General features: G+C 72.4%; 23 protein-coding genes and 1 pseudogene. 9 read left to right on the top strand and 15 right to left on the bottom strand.

The window, feature by feature from the left end; genetic code table 11:
• Positions 1-25: 25 nt before the first annotated feature.
• The 3 genes from QCD66_RS10300 to QCD66_RS10290 all read right to left on the bottom strand — a co-directional run bounded on the left by QCD66_RS10300 (position 26) and on the right by QCD66_RS10290 (position 1,150).
• Positions 26-415, bottom strand: coding sequence for a hypothetical protein (locus QCD66_RS10300; protein WP_375736045.1), 390 nt, complete (start codon positions 413-415; stop codon positions 26-28).
• Positions 412-675, bottom strand: coding sequence for a hypothetical protein (locus QCD66_RS10295; protein WP_357539606.1), 264 nt, complete (start codon positions 673-675; stop codon positions 412-414). Before QCD66_RS10295 ends, QCD66_RS10300 begins: the two co-directional genes overlap by 4 nt.
• Positions 676-793: 118 nt before the next feature.
• Entirely contained in the window at positions 794-1,150 is a 357-nt protein-coding gene (locus tag QCD66_RS10290) for a glyoxalase (protein WP_375736044.1), read from the bottom strand.
• A gap of 182 nt (positions 1,151-1,332) precedes the next feature.
• On the opposite strand from QCD66_RS10290, the gene QCD66_RS10285 reads away from it, so the two are divergent.
• Complete coding sequence (locus tag QCD66_RS10285) at positions 1,333-4,125, top strand: aconitate hydratase (RefSeq protein WP_375736043.1); 2,793 nt, start codon at positions 1,333-1,335, stop codon at positions 4,123-4,125.
• Positions 4,126-4,271: 146 nt separating this feature from the next.
• Positions 4,272-4,517 carry a DUF2630 family protein gene (locus QCD66_RS10280; RefSeq protein WP_364215249.1) on the top strand — a complete coding sequence of 82 codons (246 nt, stop codon included), beginning with the start codon at positions 4,272-4,274 and terminating at the stop codon, positions 4,515-4,517.
• A 106-nt stretch (positions 4,518-4,623) separates the two neighbouring features.
• Here QCD66_RS10280 and QCD66_RS10275 read toward each other — a convergent pair whose 3' ends face one another.
• From QCD66_RS10275 to QCD66_RS10265, 3 genes are all read right to left on the bottom strand, one after another.
• Entirely contained in the window at positions 4,624-5,565 is a 942-nt protein-coding gene (locus tag QCD66_RS10275) for an RIO1 family regulatory kinase/ATPase (RefSeq protein ID WP_364215252.1), read from the bottom strand.
• Positions 5,566-5,728: 163 nt separating this feature from the next.
• On the bottom strand, positions 5,729-6,373 hold the full coding sequence (locus QCD66_RS10270; protein ID WP_364215255.1) for an HAD-IA family hydrolase: 645 nt from the start codon (positions 6,371-6,373) through the stop codon (positions 5,729-5,731).
• Between the two features lie 93 nt (positions 6,374-6,466).
• Positions 6,467-7,345 carry a carbon-nitrogen hydrolase family protein gene (locus QCD66_RS10265; RefSeq protein ID WP_375736042.1) on the bottom strand — a complete coding sequence of 293 codons (879 nt, stop codon included), beginning with the start codon at positions 7,343-7,345 and terminating at the stop codon, positions 6,467-6,469.
• Positions 7,346-7,444: 99 nt separating this feature from the next.
• Here QCD66_RS10265 and QCD66_RS10260 point away from each other — a divergent pair, with 99 nt between their 5' ends.
• The 4 genes from QCD66_RS10260 to QCD66_RS10245 all read left to right on the top strand — a co-directional run bounded on the left by QCD66_RS10260 (position 7,445) and on the right by QCD66_RS10245 (position 10,375).
• Entirely contained in the window at positions 7,445-8,029 is a 585-nt protein-coding gene (locus tag QCD66_RS10260; protein WP_357539621.1) for a helix-turn-helix domain-containing protein, read from the top strand.
• A gap of 68 nt (positions 8,030-8,097) precedes the next feature.
• On the top strand, positions 8,098-9,015 hold the full coding sequence (locus QCD66_RS10255; protein WP_364215262.1) for a TIGR04222 domain-containing membrane protein: 918 nt from the start codon (positions 8,098-8,100) through the stop codon (positions 9,013-9,015).
• Positions 9,012-9,830 (top strand): DUF692 domain-containing protein, encoded by an 819-nt coding sequence (locus QCD66_RS10250; protein ID WP_375736041.1) that lies wholly within the window; start codon positions 9,012-9,014, stop codon positions 9,828-9,830. The genes QCD66_RS10255 and QCD66_RS10250 overlap by 4 nt, the downstream gene beginning before the upstream one ends.
• The gene (locus QCD66_RS10245) at positions 9,827-10,375 is read left to right on the top strand and encodes a hypothetical protein (protein ID WP_375736040.1); all 549 of its coding nucleotides are present in this window, start codon (positions 9,827-9,829) and stop codon (positions 10,373-10,375) included. Before QCD66_RS10250 ends, QCD66_RS10245 begins: the two co-directional genes overlap by 4 nt.
• Positions 10,376-10,498: 123 nt before the next feature.
• Here the strand turns inward: QCD66_RS10245 and QCD66_RS10240 are convergent, their stop codons facing one another.
• Both QCD66_RS10240 and QCD66_RS10235 read right to left on the bottom strand, forming a co-directional pair.
• On the bottom strand, positions 10,499-10,942 hold the full coding sequence (locus tag QCD66_RS10240; RefSeq protein ID WP_375736039.1) for a DUF6234 family protein: 444 nt from the start codon (positions 10,940-10,942) through the stop codon (positions 10,499-10,501).
• A gap of 90 nt (positions 10,943-11,032) precedes the next feature.
• The gene (locus QCD66_RS10235) at positions 11,033-13,006 is read right to left on the bottom strand and encodes an ABC transporter ATP-binding protein (RefSeq protein ID WP_407567240.1); all 1,974 of its coding nucleotides are present in this window, start codon (positions 13,004-13,006) and stop codon (positions 11,033-11,035) included.
• Positions 13,007-13,190: 184 nt separating this feature from the next.
• Between QCD66_RS10235 and QCD66_RS10230 the strand changes: the two genes are divergently transcribed.
• Positions 13,191-14,147 (top strand): EamA family transporter, encoded by a 957-nt coding sequence (locus tag QCD66_RS10230; protein WP_364215274.1) that lies wholly within the window; start codon positions 13,191-13,193, stop codon positions 14,145-14,147.
• 17 nt (positions 14,148-14,164) lie between these two features.
• On the opposite strand, the gene QCD66_RS10225 is transcribed toward QCD66_RS10230, so the two are convergent.
• The 3 genes from QCD66_RS10225 to QCD66_RS10215 form a co-directional block, all read right to left on the bottom strand.
• Positions 14,165-14,941: an enoyl-CoA hydratase/isomerase family protein gene (locus QCD66_RS10225; protein ID WP_357539634.1), complete on the bottom strand. Its 777-nt coding sequence runs from the start codon at positions 14,939-14,941 to the stop codon at positions 14,165-14,167.
• Positions 14,942-14,987: 46 nt separating this feature from the next.
• Positions 14,988-15,215: a helix-turn-helix domain-containing protein gene (locus tag QCD66_RS10220; protein ID WP_212820725.1), complete on the bottom strand. Its 228-nt coding sequence runs from the start codon at positions 15,213-15,215 to the stop codon at positions 14,988-14,990.
• 220 nt (positions 15,216-15,435) lie between these two features.
• Entirely contained in the window at positions 15,436-17,040 is a 1,605-nt protein-coding gene (locus tag QCD66_RS10215) for an ABC-F family ATP-binding cassette domain-containing protein (RefSeq protein ID WP_364215279.1), read from the bottom strand.
• A 340-nt stretch (positions 17,041-17,380) separates the two neighbouring features.
• On the opposite strand from QCD66_RS10215, the gene QCD66_RS10210 reads away from it, so the two are divergent.
• Positions 17,381-18,310: a neutral zinc metallopeptidase gene (locus QCD66_RS10210; RefSeq protein ID WP_375736037.1), complete on the top strand. Its 930-nt coding sequence runs from the start codon at positions 17,381-17,383 to the stop codon at positions 18,308-18,310.
• Between the two features lie 54 nt (positions 18,311-18,364).
• Here the strand turns inward: QCD66_RS10210 and QCD66_RS10205 are convergent.
• A pseudogene (locus tag QCD66_RS10205) lies at positions 18,365-19,010 on the bottom strand (acVLRF1 family peptidyl-tRNA hydrolase).
• A gap of 130 nt (positions 19,011-19,140) precedes the next feature.
• Between QCD66_RS10205 and QCD66_RS10200 the strand changes: the two are divergent.
• Positions 19,141-19,836, top strand: coding sequence for a DNA alkylation repair protein (locus QCD66_RS10200; protein ID WP_364215288.1), 696 nt, complete (start codon positions 19,141-19,143; stop codon positions 19,834-19,836).
• 282 nt (positions 19,837-20,118) lie between these two features.
• Here the strand turns inward: QCD66_RS10200 and QCD66_RS10195 are convergent, their stop codons facing one another.
• The 3 genes from QCD66_RS10195 to QCD66_RS10185 are packed head-to-tail and all read right to left on the bottom strand — an operon-like array spanning position 20,119 to position 22,276.
• Positions 20,119-20,517 (bottom strand): metal-sulfur cluster assembly factor, encoded by a 399-nt coding sequence (locus QCD66_RS10195; RefSeq protein ID WP_357539644.1) that lies wholly within the window; start codon positions 20,515-20,517, stop codon positions 20,119-20,121.
• Positions 20,514-20,972, bottom strand: a complete 459-nt coding sequence (gene sufU, locus QCD66_RS10190; RefSeq protein ID WP_375735883.1) for a Fe-S cluster assembly sulfur transfer protein SufU — start codon at positions 20,970-20,972, stop codon at positions 20,514-20,516. Before sufU ends, QCD66_RS10195 begins: the two co-directional genes overlap by 4 nt.
• Positions 20,972-22,276 (bottom strand): cysteine desulfurase, encoded by a 1,305-nt coding sequence (locus tag QCD66_RS10185; protein ID WP_375735884.1) that lies wholly within the window; start codon positions 22,274-22,276, stop codon positions 20,972-20,974. Before QCD66_RS10185 ends, sufU begins: the two co-directional genes overlap by 1 nt.
• Positions 22,277-22,283: the final 7 nt, after the last annotated feature.

Raw genomic sequence — 22,283 nt, 5'->3', positions numbered from 1 at the left:
GGCAGGGCGGAGCGGAGCGGGCGGGTCAGCCGGCGCGGATCACGGTGCAGATGACCGGACCGGTGGGTGTGGTCCGCAGCAGGTACTGGTAGGACTCGCCGGGCACCGCGCGGCCGGCGCTGTCGAGGTATTCCCACTCGACCGCGACCAGGGTCAGCGCCCCCGACAGCCACTGCACGTCGCGGATCTGCGCGTGCGCGGCGACCAGTTGGCGTTCAAGGTAGTCGGGCGCGGCGCCGACGAACGACAGCGCGACCGCCGCCGGCGAGGTGAAGGAGAAGCTGTAGGAGTCGGCGACGACCAGCCCCGGCAGCGCGTAGCAGGCGGCGATCGCGGGTACGTCGGCAGCGGTCAACGCGGCGCCGTACCGGTCGAAGAAGTCGGTCAGCGTGTCCAGATCGATCGAGGCGCTCACGAGGATGAGGATTTCCTGCCCGGAAGGTCGGCAAACCCCCCGACCCCGGTCGACTCGCGCCGCCCCGGCCCGGCCGTACGCCGGTCGACCGCGGTGGTGACCCGCCAGAAGACGAGGTTGACCCCGACCAGCACCAGGAGCAGCCCGGCCTTGCCGGCCAGCGGCCGGTCGACGGAGAACGCGGCGGTGCCCAGCGCCAGCGCGAGCAGCCCGACGAGCAGCCAGGGCGTACGCCTGCGTGGGGAACCCTCGCCGACCATGCCCGCCATCCTGACCGGTCGCGGCCCGATCGACCACCGGGTCACAGGTCCGTCTCAGCGATCATGGCCCGCCTCGACGGCCGGCGCCCGTCGCGACGGTCACGGTCCGTCCCGACGGTCACGGCAGCGGGGCGAGGAACTCCAGCCGGTTGCCGTGCACGTCGTGGGTGTGGAAGCGACGCATGCCGGGCAGCTCGCCGTCGCCCCAGGTCACCCCATGGCCGGCCGCCTCGAGCCGGGCCGCGAGGTCGTCGAGGTCGGGCCACAGCAGCCCGGGGTGCGCCTTGCGGGCCGGCCGGAAGTCGTCCTCGACGCCGAGGTGCAGCTCGATGCCGTACCCGGTGAACCAGCAACCGCCGCGGACCGCGAGGGCCGGCGGCTTGGGCTTCTCGACCATGCCGAGCACGCCGGCGTAGAAGGCGCGCGACAGGTCCTCGCTGCGCGGCGGGCAGGCGAGCTGCACGTGATGGATCATGGCAGGACCTCCTCGTCCCAGAGCCTGGCACGAGGTTGCGACTTTAACAAGACGGACGTACGGTTTTGTTGAAACCGGAGCAGCGACAGAGGTAAGTGTTACCTAACCGGCCAGGTGCGGTAACGGGTAGGAAAGACTGCTGCTCAGGTCCTAGACGGTCGCTGGTGTAAGGGAGTACGGACGTGGCGAGCCTCGACACCTTCGGTGCGAAGAGCCAGCTACGCGTCGCTGACGCGAGCTACGAGATTTTCAAGATCAGCCAGGTCGACGGGCATGACCGCCTGCCGTACAGCCTGAAGATCCTGCTGGAGAACCTGCTGCGCACCGAGGACGGCGCGAACATCACCGCCGACCACATCCGCCAGCTCGGCCAGTGGGACCCCGACGCCGACCCGAGCGTGGAGATCCAGTTCACCCCGGCCCGGGTCCTCATGCAGGACTTCACCGGCGTGCCCTGCGTGGTCGACCTGGCCACCATGCGCGAGGCCGTACGCGACCTCGGCGGCGACCCGACCAAGGTCAACCCGCTCGCCCCCGCCGAACTGGTCATCGACCACTCCGTGATCGCCGACCTCTTCGGCCGCGAGGACGCCTTCGAGCGCAACGTCGAGCTGGAGTACGGCCGCAACAAGGAGCGCTACCAGTTCCTGCGCTGGGGCCAGACCGCGTTCAACGAGTTCAAGGTCGTCCCGCCGGGCACCGGCATCGTGCACCAGGTCAACATCGAATACCTGGCCCGCACGATCATGGAGCGCAACGGTCAGGCCTACCCGGACACCGTCGTCGGCACCGACTCGCACACCACGATGGTCAACGGCCTGGGCGTGCTCGGCTGGGGCGTCGGCGGCATCGAGGCCGAGGCCGCCATGCTCGGCCAGCCGGTCAGCATGCTGATCCCCCGGGTCGTCGGCTTCAAGCTGCACGGCGAGATGCCGACCGGCACCACCGCCACCGACCTGGTGCTGACCATCACCGAGATGCTGCGCAAGCACGGCGTCGTCGGCAAGTTCGTCGAGTTCTACGGCCCCGGCGTGAGCGCCGTACCGCTGGCCAACCGGGCCACCATCGGCAACATGAGCCCCGAGTACGGCTCCACCGTCGCGATCTTCCCGATCGACGCCGAGACGATCAACTACCTCCAGCTGACCGGCCGCGACGAGAAGCAGGTCGCGCTCGTCGAGGCGTACGCCAAGGAGCAGGGTCTCTGGCACGACCCGGCCGCCGAGCCCAACTACTCCGAGCGGCTCGAACTCGACCTGTCCACCATCGAGCCGTCGCTGGCCGGCCCGAAGCGCCCGCAGGACCGGGTGCCGCTGGACAGCGCCAAGACCCTCTTCCGCTCCGCGCTGACCGACTACGTCGCCGACGTCACGCCGGCCCTCGGCGGCCCCGCCGACGAGGCCAGCGCCGAGTCGTTCCCGGCCAGCGACCCGCCGGCCGCCGACGGCCTCAACGACCCCGCCGACAAGCCGCGTGACCTGGTCACCGCGGCGGTGGGCGCCGGCGGCCGGGCGTCCAACCCGATCCGGGTCACCGGCGACGACGGCACCGAGTTCGAACTCGACCACGGCGCGGTCGTCATCGCCGCCATCACCTCGTGCACCAACACCTCCAACCCGCAGGTGATGATCGGTGCGGCGCTGCTGGCCCGCAACGCCGTCGAGAAGGGGCTGTCCCGCAAGCCGTGGGTCAAGACCACCCTCGCCCCCGGCTCCAAGGTGGTCATGGACTACTACGAGCGGGCCGGCCTGACCCCCTACCTGGAGAAGCTCGGCTTCCACCTGGTCGGCTACGGCTGCACCACCTGCATCGGCAACTCCGGCCCGCTGCCCGAGGCGGTCTCCGCCGCCGTCAACGAGGCCGACCTCGCCGTCGTCTCGGTGCTGTCCGGCAACCGCAACTTCGAGGGCCGGATCAACCCCGACGTCAAGATGAACTACCTGGCGTCGCCGCCGCTGGTGGTCGCGTACGCGCTCGCCGGCACGATGGACATCGACGTCGCCAACGAGCCGCTCGGCGAGGGTGCCGACGGGCAGCCGGTGTTCCTGCGCGACATCTGGCCCAGCGCCGCCGAGATCGAAGAGGTCATCGCGGCGTCGGTGGCCAGCGAGATGTTCAGCCGCGACTACGCCGACGTCTTCGCCGGCGACCAGCGCTGGCAGTCGCTGCCCACCCCGACCGGCGACACGTTCGCCTGGGAGAACGAGTCGACGTACGTCCGCAAGCCCCCGTACTTCGAGGGCATGGCGCAGGAGCCGGCCCCGGTGGGCGACATCGCCGGCGCCCGGGTCCTGGCCCGGCTCGGCGACTCGGTCACCACCGACCACATCTCGCCGGCCGGCTCGATCAAGGCCGACTCCCCCGCCGGGAAGTACCTCGCCGAGCACGGCGTGCCCAAGCACGAGTTCAACTCGTACGGCTCCCGCCGGGGCAACCACGAGGTGATGATCCGCGGCACGTTCGCCAACATCCGGCTGCGCAACCAGCTCGTGCCGGGCGTCGAGGGCGGCTTCACGGTCAACCACCTCACCGGTGAGCAGACCAGCATCTACGACGCCTCGGTCGCCTACCAGGAGGCCGGCGTGCCGCTGGTCATCCTGGCCGGCAAGGAGTACGGCTCGGGCTCGTCGCGGGACTGGGCGGCCAAGGGCACGATGCTGCTCGGCGTCAAGGCGGTCGTCGCCGAGTCGTACGAGCGCATCCACCGCTCCAACCTGATCGGCATGGGCGTGCTGCCGCTGCAGTTCCCCCAGGGCGAGACGGCGGAGTCGCTGGGGCTGACCGGCACCGAGACGTTCTCGATCAGCGGGGTGACCGCGCTCAACGAGGGCAGCACCCCGCGCACCGTGAAGGTCACCACGGACAGTGGCGTCGAGTTCGACGCGGTGGTCCGGATCGACACGCCGGGTGAGGCCGACTACTACCGGCACGGCGGCATCCTGCAGTACGTGCTGCGTCGCATGATCGCGAGCTGATCCGAGGTTCGCGCCGCAGGGGCGGGCTCCCGACCGGGGCCCGCCCCTCGCCGTGTCCGGGCCGGGTGCCCGGCCGGCAACGTGGCCGGCGTGGGGCGAAGGCGGACGGCGGGCGGCGGACGGCCCGGTGTGACAGGCTCTCAGACATGGACGACAGGACGATTCTGGGCCGGATCAACGAGCTGGTCGACGAGGAGCACCGCCTGCGTACACAGGTACAGGCGGGCGGCATCTCCTCGGAGGAGGAGCAGACCCGGCTACGCGAGCTGGAGGAGTCCCTCGACCAGTGCTGGGACCTGCTGCGCCGGCGCCGGGCCGCCCGCGACTCCGGCGGCGACCCCGACGCCACCAGCCCCGCCAGCCGCAACCAGGTGGAGCGCTACCTCCAGTAGCCTTCCCCAGCCCCACGGCGTCCCTCCCGCGATCTTGCACATATCTCCCCCTTTCGCCTGGATTGTCGGGCGACAAGTGCAAGATCGCGGGCAACGACGGGGCCGGTCAGCGCATCCCCGCCTCGGACAGCAGGCGGGCCGTCAGGGCGGCCGGGTCGGCCAGGTCCGTCGACAGGCCCTTGGCGGCGAACCAGGTGCTGACCACCCGTACGTCACGGGCCAGGAACTCCGGCCCCTGCGGGTTGGCGACCACGTCGACCACCTGCGGCAGGTCGATCAACACCAGCCGTCCATCGTGGACCAGCAGGTTGTACGGCGACAGGTCGCCGTGCGCCAGGCCCGACCGGGCCAGCACCATCAGGGCGTCGACGAGCTGCCCCCAGAGGCGCTCCAGGGCCGCCGGTTCGGGGCGTACCTGCGCCAGCCGGGGCGCCGCCGTACCCGACTCGGCGTCGCCGACGAACTCCAGCATCACCTCGGTGCCGCGCAACTGCACCGGATACGGCACCGCGACCGCCCCCAACTCCACCCCGACCTGCCACAGCCGGGTCAGCGCGGAGAACTCGGCGGCGGCCCACTGACCGGCGATCATCTCCCGGCCGAACGCCGTACGGGCCGCCATCGCCCGGTTCTCCCGCGAGCGGCGGACCCGGCGACCTTCGAGGTATCCGGCGTCGCGGTGGAAGAGCCGGTGCTCCGGGGCCCGGTACCGCTTCGCGGCGAGCAGGCAGGACCGGTCGGTGTCGGGTACGCCCCGACGCACGAGGTGCACGTCGGCTTCCTTGCCGGTCTTCAGCACGCCGAGTTCGGTGTCGACGGCGGCCAGTTCGGTGACCAGCCAGGCCGGATGCGGCTCCGGGCCGCGTTCGGCGTCGTCCCAACTGGACCAGCGGTCACCGGTCTCCGGCTCGTCGGTGTCCGTATTGGTGTCGAAGCCGCCCGGCGAATGCCGGGAGCGCTTCAGGAACTGCGGCTCGTCGTCGTCGAAGCGACGGTTGCCGCGGGTGCGGCGCTCGCGCGCCGATGGTGCGTATTCGTGCTCGCGCACAGCAGGGATCCTTTGGTCGAGGTGAAAGAAGGCGGCATGAGGCGCACAGCGATGACAGCCATCTGCTCAACTCCCTCCACTCGACCGGGCACACCCGGTGCTCACACGACGCGGGAAGTTTGCCGCCGGACCCGCCGGGGCGTCAACCCATTTCTTACCGGCCTCAGGCCCCCAGTACGGCGGCCAGTGCCGGCAGCAACCCGCCGACCGTACGGGTCGGGCTGAACCTCGGCTCCAACCAGTTGCGCCCCCGGTGCAACCAGACACTGGGCAGGCCCATCGCGGCCGCCCCGGCGATGTCGGCCTCCGGGCTGTCACCGACGACCCAGGCCCCGGCCAGCCGCATCCGCACCCGCTGCGCGGCCATCGCGAAGATCCGCGGATTGGGTTTGCTCACCCCGACCTCGTCGGCGACCACCCAGTCGGCGACGTAGCGGTCCAGCCCGGTCCGCCGGATCTTGGCATCCTCCTGCCGGCTGGTGCCGTTGGTCACCACGACCGGCACCCAGCCGGCGTCGTCGGCGATCCGCAGCGCGCAGGCGACCAGCGGATCGAGCCGGATGCGCTCCATCACGCCCTCGTGCAACGCGTCGACCAGGTCGATCGACGGGGTCCGCAACTGGTAGCGGGACCGGATCGCGTCGGCGACGTCCCAGCGGTCGGTCAGACCGTCCGCGTCGACGGACAGTAGCCATTCGATGTCTTTGGGCGGTGCACCGACAGCCGCCAGGAACCCCTCGGCCCACGCGCGAAACGGCCCGCCGCGATCGAGCAGAGTGTCGTCCAGATCGAGGAACAGGAGTGGCACCCGCGCACCTTATGTGATGTCGACCATCCGACAAAACCCCTGTCCCGTAAACATTATTTGCCGTTGAACAAATGGCGTCGACCGATTCGCGACTCAGGCGGCGATCGATGCCCGCGGTCCACCCTGGTCGGACAGCCGGTCGGCGAGCATCGAGTGGGTGGCCCGCACCCGGACCAGCTCCGCGGGGTCGCAGGCGGTGACCACGACCGCCTCCCCGTCGTCGGCGGCCCGCACCAGCGGCCGGCCCTGCGGATCGTAGACGGCGGCACCGCCGTTGAACCGCCACCGGGTGGCGGCACCGACCGGATTGGCGAAGACCACGTACATGCCGTTGTCCAGCGCCCGGGCCGGATAGTAAAGATCACGGCGGTGCTCCGAACCGCGTTCGTATCCGCTCGGGCAGAGATAGGCGTGGGCACCGTCGGCCGCCGCCGCCCGGCCGTGCTCGGGAAAACAGCCGTCATAACAGATGCCGAGCCCGAGCCGCCAGCCGTCGACGGTCAGCGTCGCGCCGCGTACGCCCGGGGTGAACAGCGCCTTCTCGTACGGGCCGCACAGATGCTGCTTGTCGTAGCCGGCGTTGACCGTCCCGGCCCGGTCCACGACCAGCGCCGAGCAGGTACGCCGGTCGTCGGGGTGGCGTACCGCCGCCCCGACCACGACCACCGCGCTCCCGTCCCGGGCGGCCGAACGCAGCGGCTCCAGCCGGGCGTCGTCGACCAGCCCGACACCGTCGGCGGCGACATCGGTCGCCGGATCGGCCAGCGTCGGCGGATGGTAGGCGGGCAGGAAGAGCTCGGGGAGTACGACGACCGTCGCGCCCCGCGCGGCCGCCTCCCGGACCAGCCGGGCCGCGGTGGCGGCGTTGCCGGCCAGGTCGCCGGGCACCGCCTCGGCCTGCCCGGCCGCCACGGTCAACGCCTCGGCCGGCACCGGATGAGCGGGGGCGCCCATCGGCGCGGAGGCGGTCACGCCGACAGGATATCGACGCAGGTCCGCCGCGCCGCACCCGCGCTGCCAAGCCGTACGTACGGATTGCATGGTGACCCACCGGCGTGACACGATCGTCGCGTGCCCAGGGTGAGCCAGGACCAGCTCGACGCGCGCCGCCAGGAGATCCTCGCCGCGGCCCGGGCCTGTTTCGCCCGCCTCGGCTACGAGGGCGCGACGGTGCGCCGGCTCGAAGAGCAGACCGGGCTCTCCCGCGGTGCCATCTTCCACCACTTCCGGGACAAGGACTCGCTCTTCCTCGCCGTCGCCGAGGACGACGCCGCCGAGATGGCCGAGACGGTCGCCCGCAACGGTTTGGTGCAGGTGATGCGCGACCTCCTCGACCGGGCCCAGTCACCGGACACGACCGGCTGGCTCGGCACCCAGCTCGAGGTGTCGAGGCGGCTGCGCACCGATCCGGCCTTCGCCCGGCGGTGGGCCGAACGCTCGGCCAGCATCGCCGGCGCCACCCGCGAAAGGCTCGCCCGCCAGCGCGACGCCGGCGTGCTCCGCGACGACGTGTCGATCGAGGTGCTGGCCCAGTTCCTCGAGCTGGCGTACGACGGGCTGGTGCTGCACCTGGCGATGGGCCGGCCGGCCGGCGACCTCGGCGCGGTCCTCGACCTCGTCGAGGAGGCCGTCCGCCGGGCGTCGGTGAAGGGCTGACCCGGACCGGGGTGGCACGGGCCGGACACAATGAGGCCGCGGACCCCTGACGCGACTGGAGTTGCACGATGGAAGTTCCAGCCACCCCTGCTGACACCTGGGGCATCCCGAGTACCACCTTCCTGCTGATCTTCTTCTTCACCGCGACCACGCTGGTCACGCTCGCCGTCGTACACCGGCTGATCCTCTTCGCCGGCCGCCGGGACGTGCCGCCCGCGCAGCTCGGTCCGCAGCAGGCGGCCTACCTCAACGGCGGCGACCGGCTCGCCGTCTACTCGTCGCTCGCCGCCCTGCGCAGCGCCGGCGTGATCGGGGTGGCGAAGGACCGCACCCTCGCCGTCGGCGGCCAGCTACCGCTCGGCGCCACGCCGCTGGACACCGCCGTCTACAACGCCGCCCAGAAGCGGATCAAGTCCCGGCAGCTGCTGGCCGACAGCTTCGTCGCCCGGGCCCTCGACCAGCTCCGCGAGTCGCTGGAGCAGCAGGGGCTGGCGCCGAGCGCGGGCACCCGCCGGGCCGCCCGGATCGTTCCGGCGGTCATGCTGGCCCTGGTCCTCGTGGGCGTCGTCCGGATCTTCGCCGGTCTCGCCAACGACCGTCCGGTCGGCTTCCTCATCCTGTTGACGGTGCTCTACGCGCCGGTCGCGATCGTCTTCCTCAGCGTCGTACCGCGCCGCACCCGGGCCGCCCGGGCCGCGCTGAGCCAACTGCGGGTCCAGCACGTGCACCTCTCGCCCAGGACCGCCCCCGCCTACGCCACGTACGGCGCGGCCGGCGCCGCGATGGGGGTCGCCCTCTTCGGGGCGGCGTCACTGTGGGCACTCGACCCGGCATTCGCCGCCGACGCGGAGATCCAGCGCAACTACGCCAGCGCCGGAGGTGGCAGTGGCTCCTCGTGCAGCGGCGGGTCCTCTTCGGACGGTGGTGGCGGCGGCTCGTGCGGCGGCGGGGGTGGCTGTGGCGGATGCGGAGGCTGCGGCGGATGACCGGGGCGTACGGCGTCGGCATCGGCTGGCGGCCGGAGATCTCCGGGTTCGTCGCCGGCCTGCCCGGCCTGCGGTTCGTCGAGGTCGTCGCCGAGTCGCTGCCCCACAGCGGACCGGCCCCGGCCGCGCTCGCCGACCTGCGGGCCCGTGACGTCGCCGTCGTCCCGCACGGCGTACGACTCTCCCTCGGCGGCGCCGAACCCGTCGATCCGGCCCGGGTCGCCCACCTCGCCCACGCCGCCGCCCTCGTCGACGCACCACTGGTCAGCGAACATATCGCCTTCGTCCGGGCCGGCGACGTCGAGGCCGGTCACCTGCTGCCGCTGCCCCGCAGCCGGGAGGCCGTCGCCGCGGTGGTCGGCAACGTCCGCCGTACGCAGGCCGAACTCTCCGTACCCATCGCCCTCGAACCGATCGCCGCCATCTTCGACTGGCCCGACGACGAGCTGACCGAGGCGCAGTTCATCACCGAGATCCTCGACCAGACCGGCGCCCTGCTGCTGCTCGACATCGCCAACGTCTACGCCAACGCCCGCAACCGGGACACCGACCCGGTGGACCTGCTCGACCGGCTGCCGCTGGACCGGGTCGCGTACGTGCACGTCGCCGGGGGCGCCGACCACGGCGGCGTCTACCACGACACGCACACCGATCCGATCCCGGCCGAGGTGCTCGACCTGATCGGCGAACTCTGCGCCCGGCACCGGCCGCCCGCGCTGCTGCTCGAACGCGACGGCAACTACCCGGCCGGTGACGTGCTACGCGCCGAACTCGACGCCGTCGCCACCGCCTCCGGCTATCCCACCGTCACATGACCGCCGGCTCCGTCCAGCCGGGTGGCGGCCCCGCGCCGCTGCCGCCACCCGCGCCGGCAGCGTCCCACCCACCGGGATCGGTCCAGCACGGCGACCTGGCCGCCCGGCAGGCCGAACTGGTGGCGGCTCTGGTCGCCGGGGCGCCCGTACCGGCGGGGTTCGACGAACGGCTCGTCGGCATCGCCCGCGGCGCGCTGCTGCGCAAGCGGGCCGGCGACGTCGCCCGGCACTGGCCGCTGCTCGCCGCCGGGCTCGGCACCGACTGGACGGCGACGTTCGCCCGCTTCGCCGCCACCCGGCCGACCCGGGGCTCGTTGCGCGACGGCTGGGACCTGGCCCGGGACCTGCACGCCGCCGGCCGGCTCACCGGGCCGGCCCGGGACGAGTTGGCCGCCCGCGAGGCGACCTGGCACTACCGCGGGACCGACGCCCCCCGCCCGCGCCGGCTTCCGGCGCTGCGCCGCGGCGACGGCACCGTCGTGATCCAGTTCGCCGGTCGGGTGCACACCCTGACACTGCCCGGCGCAACGGATCGGTCGTCATGATCGTCTGCTGTTCAGGCACCTCCGGGGCGGCGTGTCGACTGTCTGAACAGCAGACGATCGAGGCCACCCGGCCGCCGGGTGGCGCAGCGGGTCCGGCCACCGGGTGCGCGGTCAGCCCGGCCGTCAGCCGCCGGGGCAGCGGTTGTCGCTGCCGCTGAGCGGCACGCAGTGACCGGGCGGCGGAGGCGGTGCCTGCGGGCCGGGATCGGCGTCCCGCACGGTCAGGGCACAGCCGGCCAGGGCCAGCCCGGCGAGCGGCACCGCGACGACGCCGTACCCGATGGCGGTGCGGCGCAGCCCACCGACCGCCGCCACGACCGCGGTGAGGACGGGCCCCACGAAGAGGGTGAGACAGAAGTACATGGCGAGCGTGTAGCTGCGCTGGACACGGTCCGCGGCGGCGGCTTCGTCGGCGTCGTTGTAGCTGGCCGCCCAGGACTCCAAGCCGACCCCGATGTACAGGTAGGCGATCAGCACCAGCGCGGCCAGCCAGGCCAGGGTCAGGAGCAGTACGGCGGCGACCGGCCATCCCGGGCGCTGCCGTACCCCCGTCGGCGTCCCATCCATGCCGCCGACGCTATGTGGTGCCCGCCGACCGGCACCGCCGCACCGTGACCCGGCGGCACCGGGTACGCGTACTCTTGCCCGGCCCGGCGGCTACGCGGTCGGGCCGAGGGCGTCGCCGGACACGTAGTCGCGGGTCGGGACGGTGACCACCGGCTCGGGGTCGTCGACGTAGCGCGGCGGCGAGTCGGCGACCGCGAACTGGGTCCGGTAAAGCTCGGCGTACAGGCCGCCGGCGGCCACGAGTTCATTGTGCCGGCCGCGCTCCACGATCCGGCCCCCGTCGAGCACCAGGATCTCGTCGGCCTCGCGCACCGTCGACAGCCGGTGTGCGATCACCAGCGCCGTACGCCCCGACAGCGCGGTCGTCAGCGCCCGCTGCACGGCCGCCTCGGACTCCGAGTCGAGGTGTGCGGTTGCCTCGTCGAGGATCACGATCGACGGGGCCTTGAGCAGCATCCGGGCGATCGCGATGCGCTGCTTCTCGCCGCCGGAGAACCGGTAGCCGCGCTCCCCCACGGTCGTCTCGAGGCCGTCGGGCAGGGAGCGGACGAGGTCGGCGACCTGGGCGCCACGTAGGGCGGCCCACATCTCGTCCTCGGTGGCGTCGGGTTTGGCGTAGCGCAGGTTCTCGGCGATCGACTCGTGGAAGAGGTGCGCGTCCTGGGTGACGACGCCGATGGTGTCGCGCAGCGAGTCGAGCGTGGCGTCGCGCACGTCGACCCCGCCGACCAGGACGGCACCGTCGGTGACGTCGTAGACCCGGGAGACGAGCATCGAGGTGGTCGACTTGCCGGCGCCGGACGGGCCGACCAGGGCGACCATCCGGCCGGGCCGGACGGTGAAGCTGACCCCGCGCAGCACCGGGTCGGACTCGGTACGGTCCAGCGCCGCGACGCTCTCCAGCGAGGCGAGCGAGACCTCGGCCGCGCTCGGGTAGCGGAACCACACGTCGCGGAACTCCAGATGCCCGGAGCCGGCCGGGATCTCGGCGGCGTCGGCCTTCTCGGCGATGGCCGGCTTCAGGTCGAGCACCTCGAAGACTCGGTCGAACGAGACGAGCGCGCTCATCACGTCGACGCGCACGTTCGACAGCGCGGTCAGCGGCCCGTAGAGGCGGGTGAGCAGGAGGGCGAGGGTCACCACGGTGCCGGCGCTGACCGAGCCGGTGACGGCGAGCCAGCCGCCGAGGCCGTAGGTGAGCGCCTGCGCCAGCGAGGCGACCAGCAGCATGGCGACGAAGAAGGTGCGGGAGTACATCGCCGACTGGATGCCGATGTCGCGGACCCGTTCGGCGCGCTGCTCGAAGCGTCGCGCCTCGATCTCGGGCCGGGCGAAGAGCTTGACCAGCAGCGCGCCGGCGACGCCGAACCGCTCGGTCATCGTGGCGTTCATCTTCGCGTCCAGGTCGTACGACTCCCGGGTGATCTCGGCCAGCCGGCGCCCGACCCGGCGCGCGGGCAGGATGAAGATCGGCAGGAGGACCAGGGACAACGCGGTGATCTGCCACGACAGGGTGAACATGACCGCGGCGGTCAGCACGAGCTGGATGACGTTGCTGACCACGCCGGACAGGGTCGAGGTGAAGGCCCGCTGGGCCCCCAGTACGTCGTTGTTGAGCCGGCTGACCAGGGCGCCGGTCTGGGTGCGGTTGAAGAACTGCAACGGCATCCGCTGCACGTGGTCGTAGACCCGGCTGCGCAGGTCGAGGATGATGCCCTCGCCGATCCGGGCGGAGAACCAGCGCTGCACCAGTTGCAGGACCGCGTCGGCGATCGCCAGGCCGGCGATGAACAGCGCGAGCCGGACGACCGTGGCCCCGGCCTCCGGGCCGCCGCCGGTGATGGTGTTGATGACGTCGCCGGCGAGGACCGGGGTGGCGACCCCGATGACGGCGGCGATGACCACGGTGACCAGGAAGACGGTGATGTCGACCCGGTAGGGCCGGGCGAAGGCGACGATGCGTCGGGCGGTCCCCCGGGTCAGCCGGTGCTTGTCGACCGCGTCCTTGTCGCGCATCGAGCGCAGCATGTTCCAACCGCCCATGCCGCCGCCCGCCCCGGACATCGCGTGGGTCACCGGCACCTCCGTCGTCTGTGGGTCGGGTCCAGTTTTCCCGACACCTACGACAACCCGGGAAACAACCCGTTCCTTCCGCATCCGCCCTGTCGGCATGATCACGCACCGCTGTCCGGTCGTGGCTAGACTTGCCACCCGCCCGAGCCATCGCCCTGATCCCGTTGGAGACCCCGTGACCGACCGCGCCGCCGGTCTGGGCGCGCTGTGCGTCCTGGCGGCCTCGCTGCTGTGGGGCACCACCGGCACCGCGGCGAGCCTCGCCCCGGCGGTCGGGTCGCTGGCCATCGGTGCCGCGGCGATGGGCGTCGGTGGCCTGCTCCAGGCTCTCGTCGCCGCCGGTCACCTGCGTCGCGACCGGATGCGGCTGCGCGCCCGGTGGCCGGTCGTGCTGGCCGGTGCGGTGTCGGTCGCCGTCTACCCGCTGGCCTTCTACACCTCGATGCGGCTGGCCGGCGTGGCGGTGGGCACCGTCGTCTCGATCGGCTCCGCGCCGCTGGCCTCGGCCCTGATCGAGCGGGTCGCCGACGGCCGCCGGCTCTCCGCGCGCTGGCTGGCCGGGGCCGGGCTGGGCCTGGCCGGAACGGTGCTGCTCTGCGTGGCCCGGGCGGCGGGCGGCGCGGACGCGACGGCTCCCCGGCCGGTGGCCGGGACCGTACTCGGCCTGCTCGCCGGGCTCACCTACGCGCTCTACTCGTGGACCGCGCACCGGCTGATGGCCGGCGGCCTCTCCTCGCGGGCCGCGATGGGGTCGACCTTCGGCCTCGGTGGGCTGCTGCTGATGCCGGTCCTGGTCGCGACCGGTGGCCCGTTCCTCGACTCGGGTCGGCACCTGGCGGTCGGCGCCTATCTGGCGGTCGTGCCGATGTTCGCCGGCTATCTGCTCTTCGGCTGGGGGCTGGCGCGCGTACCGGCCAGCGCCGCGACGACCCTGTCGCTCTTCGAACCGGCGGTCGCGGCCGTGCTCGCGGTGCTCGTCGTCGGCGAGCGGCTGCCGGGCCCGGGCTGGTTCGGTGTCGGCCTGGTCGGCGCCTGCCTGGCCGTGCTCACCGTCCCGGTCCGCCGGCGGCGGGTCACCGGTACGGCCGCTCCGGCGGTGGAGCCGGATTCCCGGCCGGAACCGGTCCGCTGAGGGCCGGGGCGCACCCGCTAGTCGGCGGTGCCGGCGAGATCGCGCAGGCGACGGGTCTGTGCCTCCCGTTCGGCCCGCTGCTGGTCGGCGGGTGACCGGCCGGCCGCGCCGGCGAGCAGTGCCTTGATCTCGACGACCGCGTCCCGGTTGCCGGCGAGGATCGCCGCGGTCAGGTCGCGTACGGCGGCGTCGAGGTCGGCGCGGGGCACGACCACGTTGGCCAGGCCGAGCCGGTCAGCCTCGGCGGCGTCGATCCGCCGCCCGGTCACGCAGATCTCCAGGGCACGGGCATAGCCGACCAGGTCGACCAGTCGCTTCGTGCCGGCCAGGTCGGGTACGAGCCCGAGGGTGACCTCGGCCATCGAGAGCTTCGCGTCGTCGGCGAGGACCCGCAGGTCGCAGGCGAGCGCGAGCTGGAATCCGGCGCCGATGGCGTGCCCCTGGACCGCCGCGACCGAGATCAGGTCAGGGCGGTGCAGCCAGGTGAACCCGGCCTGTAGTTCGGCGATGCGGTCGGCGCACGCCTCGGGCGACATCCGGGCCAGTTCGGCGAACGAGCCGCCACCGGAATCAGGGTCGGCGCCGCCGGCCACCGACAGGTCGAGGCCCGCGGAGAAGGCCCGGCCCTCGCCGCGGACCACGACCACGCGTACGTCGCCGGCGAGCTGCCGGGAGAATTCGCGCAGCGTCTCCCACATCGCGGGCGTCTGCGCGTTGAGCACGTCGGGCCGGCACAACGTCACTGTCGCGACCGGCCCGTCGCGGTCGAGTCGCACTCCGCTCGCTGTGCTCACCGGGGGATCCTGGCGTGGGCGGAGGCGGGAGAGGCTGAAGAGCTGGTCACGCCTTCTTACGACGACGGGCGCCGCCGCGCTGACGCAACTGCACTCCGGACTCGGTGAGCACCCGGTGCACGAACCCGTAGGAGCGGCCCGTGGAGACCGCCAGGGCACGAATGCTCTCTCCCGAGGTGTACCGCTTTACAAGGTCCTTGGCGAGCGTCTGACGCTCGGCCCCGACGATCCGGCGACCCTTCTCAGTGCTGGTGGCTGTGCCAGTGGCTGCCATGTTGGAATCCTCACGTCCCAGACTGTGCGGTTCGATGCGGTCCCACCTATTAGACCGCCTCGAACGATCATGCGCCAGATATCATCTGTTCGCCAACCGACACGCGCGTCACTGTCGGCTACCCGATACCTGTATCGCAGTGAGCGCAAGTGTGCCCACCCCACTGAAATTTCACCGGACACACGGTGGCCACCCACATCCCGTACGCGGAACGCTCCGGTCAGGCCAGCTCCACCAGTTCCAGCAGGTCGTCGCTCCAGGCGTCCTCGTCACCGTCGGGCAGCAGGATGGCCCGGTCGGGCTTGAGCGCCGTCACCGCGCCCGGATCGTGGGTGACCAGCACGATCGCCCCCGGATAGTTGGCGATCGCGTCCAGCACCTGTTCCCGGCTGACCGGGTCGAGGTTGTTGGTCGGCTCGTCGAGCAGCAGCACGTTGGCGCCCGAGCAGACGAGCGTGGCCAGTGCCAGCCGGGTCTTCTCACCGCCGGACAGCACCCCGGCGGGCTTGTCGACATCCTCGCCGGAGAACAGGAACGCACCGAGGATCTTGCGAAGTTCGGTGTCGGTCTGCTCCAGCGCCGCGCTGCGCATGTGGTCGAGCACCGTACGGTCGACGTCGAGCGTCTCGTGTTCCTGCGCGTAGTAGCCCAGCCGTAGGCCGTGCCCGGCCCGCACCTCACCGGTGTCGGGCTCCAGCAGGCCGCCGAGCATCCGCAGCAGGGTGGTCTTGCCGGCACCGTTGAGCCCCAGGATGGCGACCCGGGAGCCGCGGTCGACCGCGACGTTGACGTCGGTGAAGATCTCCAACGAGCCGTACGACTTCGACAGGCCGGTCGCGGTCAGCGGGGTCTTGCCGCAGGCGGCCGGGGACGGGAACCGTACCTTGGCGACCTTGTCGGAGACCCGGACCTCCTCCAGCCCGGACAGCAGCCGCTCGGCGCGCCGGGCCATGTTCTGCGCGGCGACGGTCTTGGTGGCCTTGGCCCGCATCTTGTCGGCCTGCGCCATCAGCGCGCCGGCCTTCTTCTCGGCGTTGGCCCGCTCGCGGCGGCGCCGCCGCTCGTCGGTGTCGCGCTGCTCCAGGTAGGTCTTCCAGCCGACGTTGTAGGTGTCGACCACCGACCGGGTCGCGTCGAGATACCAGACCCGGTTGACCACCGCGTCCAGCAGCGACACGTCGTGGCTGATCACCACCAGGCCGCCCTTGTGCCCGGCGAGGAAGCCGCGCAGCCAGGTGATCGAGTCGGCGTCGAGGTGGTTGGTCGGCTCGTCGAGCAGCAGGATGCCGCCGCCGTTCTCGCCGGCGTCGCGGAAGAGGATCCGGGCCAGCTCGATGCGCCGGCGCTGACCGCCGGACAGGGTGCCGATGGTCTGGGCGAGGACCCGGTCGGGCAGGCCGAGGTTGGCGCAGATCCGGGCCGCCTCGGCCTCGGCGGCGTACCCGCCGAGCGAGGCGAACTGGTCCTCCAGCGCCCCGTAGCGGCGGACGAGCCGGTCGTCGCCGCCGTCGGCGAGCTGCTGCTCGACCTCCTTCATCCGGGCCATCAGCACGTCGAGGCCACGGGCGGACAGCACCCGGTCGCGCGCGGTGACCTCGAGATCACCGGTACGCGGGTCCTGCGGCAGGTAGCCGATCGCGCTGCGCCGGTCGATCTGGCCGGCGTACGGGGTGCCCTCACCGGCGAGCACCTTCAGGGTGGTGGTCTTGCCGGCGCCGTTGCGGCCCACGAGGCCGATCCGGTCACCGGGCTGCACGCGCAGCGTGGTGTCGGACAGCAGGATGCGGGAGCCGGCGCGCAGTTCCAGACCGGTTGCAGTGATCATTTCGAAGGGCTCGCTCTCGATGGCGCGGAAAGGCTGACTCGGGCACGCGGAAGCGCCGGCGGGTATTTGACCCGTCGGCGCGGGGCGGTTCAGCCTTGGCAGAGCAGCACGGCGAAAAGTGTACCGGGTGGCGGGAGCGCCCTCCCAGCGGATTGTCAGGCAAGATCATCGGGTAGTGGGCGAAGCAGTGGCACCATGACGATTCGAACGGTGCCGGGATTGGCTGGAGTCGTCACGAGCGACTGCGGACGGAGTGGGCGATCGTCATGAGCCAGGACAACGAGCGAATCATCAGACTCAGTCGACGACATGGCGACTGCGAGCGGAGCGAGCAGGCGTCGTGGAGCTGAACGAGAACGCGCGGATCGACACCAGCCAGATCGAGGACCGGCGGGGCGCTGGCAGGGGCGGAGGCGGCGGGGGCATCGGCGGCCTGCCGATCCCGCTGCCGGGCGGCGGTGGCGGCAAGGGTGGCCTGGTCGTTCTCATCGCCGTCGTCGTGTTCACGCTCATCGGCGGCGGCTTCGGCCTCAACGCGCTGACCGGTGGCGAGGAGCAGGGCGACAACGCGGCCATCGACCAGCGGTGCGCGGCCGACGACGCGCTACGCCAACTCGACTGCCGCAACACCCTCTACGTCAACTCGGTGCAGGCGTACTGGCGTACCGCGCTGCCGCAGCACTTCGGCCGGCAGTACCAGCCGGCGGACACCGTCTTCTTCGAGCGGGCGGTCAACACCGGCTGCGGCACCGCGGACTCCGGCGTCGGCCCGTTCTACTGCCCCGCCGACCGCAAGGTCTTCATCGACCTGACCTTTTACCGGGTGCTCGCCGACCAGCTCGGCGCCGGCGGCGAGTTCGCGCAGCCGTACGTCGTCGCCCACGAGTACGGCCACCACGTGCAGACCCTGCTCGGCACCGAGGCGCAGATGCGCCGCCAGCAGCAGCGTGACCCGCGCAACGCCAACGAGCTGTCGGTGCGCCTGGAGCTGCAGGCCGACTGCTACGCCGGCGCGTGGGCGAAGAACGCGACCGGCACCGCCGACGCGCAGGGGCAGCGGATCTTCACCAGCATCACCGACCAGGACATCCGTGAGGGTCTGGACACCGCGGCCGCGATCGGCGACGACACGATCCAGGGGCGGTCCGGCGGGCGGATCGACGAGTCGTCGTTCACCCACGGCACGGCGGCGCAGCGGCAGGAGTGGTTCGGCCGCGGCTACCAGACCGGCGACCCGACCTCCTGCGACACCTTCGGCGGGGCCATCTGACGGGCCGCGCCCCGCGCGGAAGGGGCCGTGCCAGGTCGCGGGCCGCGGCACCCGTCACGGGTCGCGGACGAGGACGCGTACCGCGCGGGCGGCGGCCACCGCGTCGACCAGCACCGCGCGCCGGGGCTCGGGTACGTCGAGCAGCCGGTCGGACCGCAGCGGCAGCAGCGGCGCCAGCCGCCGGTCTTCGAGGATCGTGTCGACCGTACGCCGGTCGCCGCCGCAGACGAGCGCGGCCAGCGTGCCGGCGGCCGGCAGGAGCAGCCGTACGGCGATGTCGCTCGCCCCGGCCGCGGCCGCCTTCGCCTGGTTGTCGCGGCGGCGGGCGAACCGCTGCTGCGACCAGCCGCCGGCGGCGGTGCGGCTCTGCACGTAGCTGGTGTCGACCTTCGACTCGACCAGCCGGGTGCCGTCGGCGACGCCGACCGCCACCGCCGCCTTGCGGGCGAGCAGCAGGCCGATCCGGCGGGCCGCCCCGGCCTCGGCCACGAACCCCGGCAGGTCGGCGGTGCCGGCCGCGCCGGGCGGCGGGTGCAGTTCGGCGGTGGCGCCGTCCGGGGCGGTCAGCAGCAGGCCGTACCCGGTGGGTTCGGCGGCGGGCGGACCGTGCCGGGCGGTGAAGTTCTCCAGCCAGCGGGCCAGCCGGCCGGGGTCGACGTCGACCCAGCGGCCGCCGCCGGCTGGCCGGCCGGGCGGTCACCCGGCCCCTCGCCCCGCGCGGTGCCGGCCCGACCCGGCCGGCGCGCGCCGGTCCGTACGGTCATGTCCACCTCCGGATGATCGTCCATCCGGTCGACGGTACCGGGCCGCCCGGATGGCAGGATCTAGCCATGGTCAACGCGGCACCACCCCTGGCCAGCGAGGTGCTGGCCCGGCTGACGACGGTGTACGCCGCTGCCGCCGATCCGGCCCGCGGGGCGCAGATGGCCGCGTACATGCGTGACCGGTTCCCCTTCCTGGGCATCCAGGCGCCGGCCCGGGCGGTTCTGGGCCGGCAGGTCCTGGCCGGGCTCGGCCGGCCGGACGAGGCCGACCTGCGGGCGGTCGCCGTCGGCTGCTGGGCGCTGCCGGAACGCGAGTACCAGTACTTCGCCTGCGACTGGCTGCGCCGGCACGCCCGGGTCTGCTCGGCCGGGTTCCTGTCGACCGCCCGCGAACTGATCACCACGAGGTCGTGGTGGGACACCATCGACCCGCTGGCGGTGCACCTGGTCGGGCCACTTGTCGCCGCGCATCCGGAGCTGGTGCCGGCGATGGACGGCTGGATCGGCGACGACGATCCGTGGCTGGTGCGTACGGCGGTCCTGCACCAACTGGGCTACCGGGAGGCGACCGACGCCGGGCGGCTGTTCCGGTACTGCGTACGGCAGGCCGGCCACCCCGACTTCTTCGTCCGCAAGGCGATCGGCTGGGCGCTGCGCGAATATGCCCGCACCGACCCGGAGGCGGTCCGCGCCTTCGTGGTCGCCCACCGGTCGCGGCTGGCGCCGCTGTCGGCGCGTGAGGCGCTGAGGAACATCGGCTGAACGCCGCCGGGCCGGATGATCCAGTTCGTGCCGGCGCGCAGCGACGCTGAGCCGGGCAGGTCTGCTGTCGCGGCCGACAGCGATACCCGTCCCCGGCGGTCGACGCCGGCCAGGCTGGTCACCGCCGGCCCGTCACGGCCCGGCCCGTCGCCGCCGACCCGGGACCGGTCCGCGTCGGCGGGGTGATCACGCCGCGGATGCTGGCCGGGGTGCCGTGGCCGGCCAGCACCGAAAAATCGATCGGGCGCCGGGCAGGCTCGCCCGGCGCCCGATCGCTATACGTCAGACGTTGAAGCCGAGAGCCCGCAGCTGGTCGCGGCCCTCGTCGGTGATCTTGTCGGGCCCCCACGGCGGCAGCCACACCCAGTTGATCCGGAAGTCCTGCACCAGGCCGCCACCCGGACCGGTGGTCAGCGCCTGCCGGGTCTGGTCCTCGATCACGTCGGTCAGCGGGCAGGCCGCCGACGTCAGCGTCATGTCCAGGGTCGCCACATTCTCGTCGTCGACGTGCACCCCGTAGACCAGGCCGAGGTCGACGACGTTGATGCCGAGCTCGGGGTCGACGACGTCCTTCATCGCCTCTTCGACATCGGCGATCGCCGCCTTCGAAACCTCCGCCGGGGCGGTCGCCACCCCCGGCGTCTCCGCCGGCGTCGTGGCGCCGGTTTCGTCCGTGCTCATGCTTTCACCTCCGGGCTCGCGCCCACACCGGCGCGCGCCGCCGCGTCCTTGAACGCCATCCACGGCAGCAGCGCGCATTTGACCCGGGCCGGGTAGCGGGCAACGCCCGCGAACGCCACCCCGTCGCCCAGTACTTCCTCGTCGGGGGTGACCTGGCCACGCCCGGACAGCAGCTCCACGAACGCCTCGTGGACCGCGAACGCGTCGGCGGCGCCCCGGCCGGAGAGCAGCTCGTGCAGCACGCTCGCCGAAGCCTGGCTGATCGAGCAGCCCATGCCGTCGTACGAGATGTCGCCGAGCACGTCGCCGTCGACGGCGACCCGGACCGTCACCTCGTCGCCGCAGGTCGGGTTGACGTGGTGCGCCTCGCCACCGTACGGCTCGCGCAGGCCGCGCCCGTGCGGGTGCTTGTAGTGGTCCAGGATGATCTCCTGGTAGAGCTGGTCGAGCTGCATCAGCCGAACACCTTCCGCACCTGGTCGAGGCCGCGCACCAGGGCGTCGACCTCGTCCGTGGTCGTGTAGAGGTAGAACGACGCGCGGGTCATCGCCGGTACCCCGTAGCGCACGCACAGCGGTCGGGCGCAGTGGTGGCCGACCCGGACCTCGATCCCGTGCGCGTCGAGCACCTGGCCGACGTCGTGCGGGTGCACCCCGTCGAAGCCGAACGACAGCGTGCCGCCCCGCCCGACCGGGACCTTCGGCCCGAAGATCCGCAGGCCGGGCACGGTCGACAGCGCGTCGAGCGCGTACGCGGTCAGCTCCTTCTCGTGCCACTGGACCGCCCGCATCCCGACCGCGGACAGGTAGTCGACGGCCGCGCCGAGACCGACCGCCTCGGCGATCGGCGGGGTGCCGGCCTCGAACTTCGCCGGTGCCGCCGCGAACGTCGACCGCTCCAGCGTCACCGTCTCGATCATCGACCCGCCGCCGAGGAACGGCGGCATCGCGTCGAGCAGTTCCGCCCTCCCCCACAGCGCGCCGATGCCGGTCGGCCCGCACATCTTGTGCCCGGTGAAGGCCAGGAAGTCGACGCCGAGGTCGGCGACGTCGACCGGCAGGTGCGGCACCGCCTGCGACGCGTCGAGCATCACCAGGGCGCCGACCTCGCGGGCCCGGGCGGTGATCGCCGACGTCGGGTTGACCGTGCCGAGCACGTTGGAGACCAGCGCGTACGACACCAGCCTGGTGCGCTCGTTGACCAACTCCTCGAGCTGGGTCAGGTCGAGCCGGCCGGCCTCGGTGACCCGGAACCAGCGCAGCGTCGCTCCGGTGCGCTGGCACAGCAACTGCCACGGCACGATGTTGGAGTGGTGCTCCATCTCGGAGATCACCACCTCGTCGCCGGGGCCGAGCCGGAACCGCGGGTCGGCGGCCGGGTCGACCGAGGCGTTGGAGAAGGCGTACGCCACCAGGTTGATCGACTCGGTGGCGTTCTTGGTGAACACCACCTCGTCGGGGCTGGCGGCGCCGATGAACGTCGCCACCTTCGCCCGGGCGCCCTCGTACGCCTCGGTCGCCTCGGTGCCGACGGTGTGCACCGACCGGGACACGTTGCCGTTGTGCCGCTCGTTGTGCTCGCGGATCGCGTCGAGCACCTGGCGGGGCCGCTGCGAGGTGGCCCCGCTGTCCAGGTAGACCAGCTTGTGCCCGTTGACCTGGCGGTCCAGGATCGGGAAGTCGGCGCGGATCTTCTCGACGTCGAAGCGCGGCACGTCGTCGTACTGCGGCATGCCCGGCGGGATGGCGATGACGGTCATCGGGACT

It is taken from the genome of Polymorphospora sp. A560, from assembly GCF_045781765.1.
GTDB classification, from domain to species: Bacteria; Actinomycetota; Actinomycetes; order Mycobacteriales; family Micromonosporaceae; genus Polymorphospora; species Polymorphospora lycopeni.
Note: the sequence above shows the minus strand (reverse complement) of the source record. Positions and strands in the feature narration are given on the sequence as shown.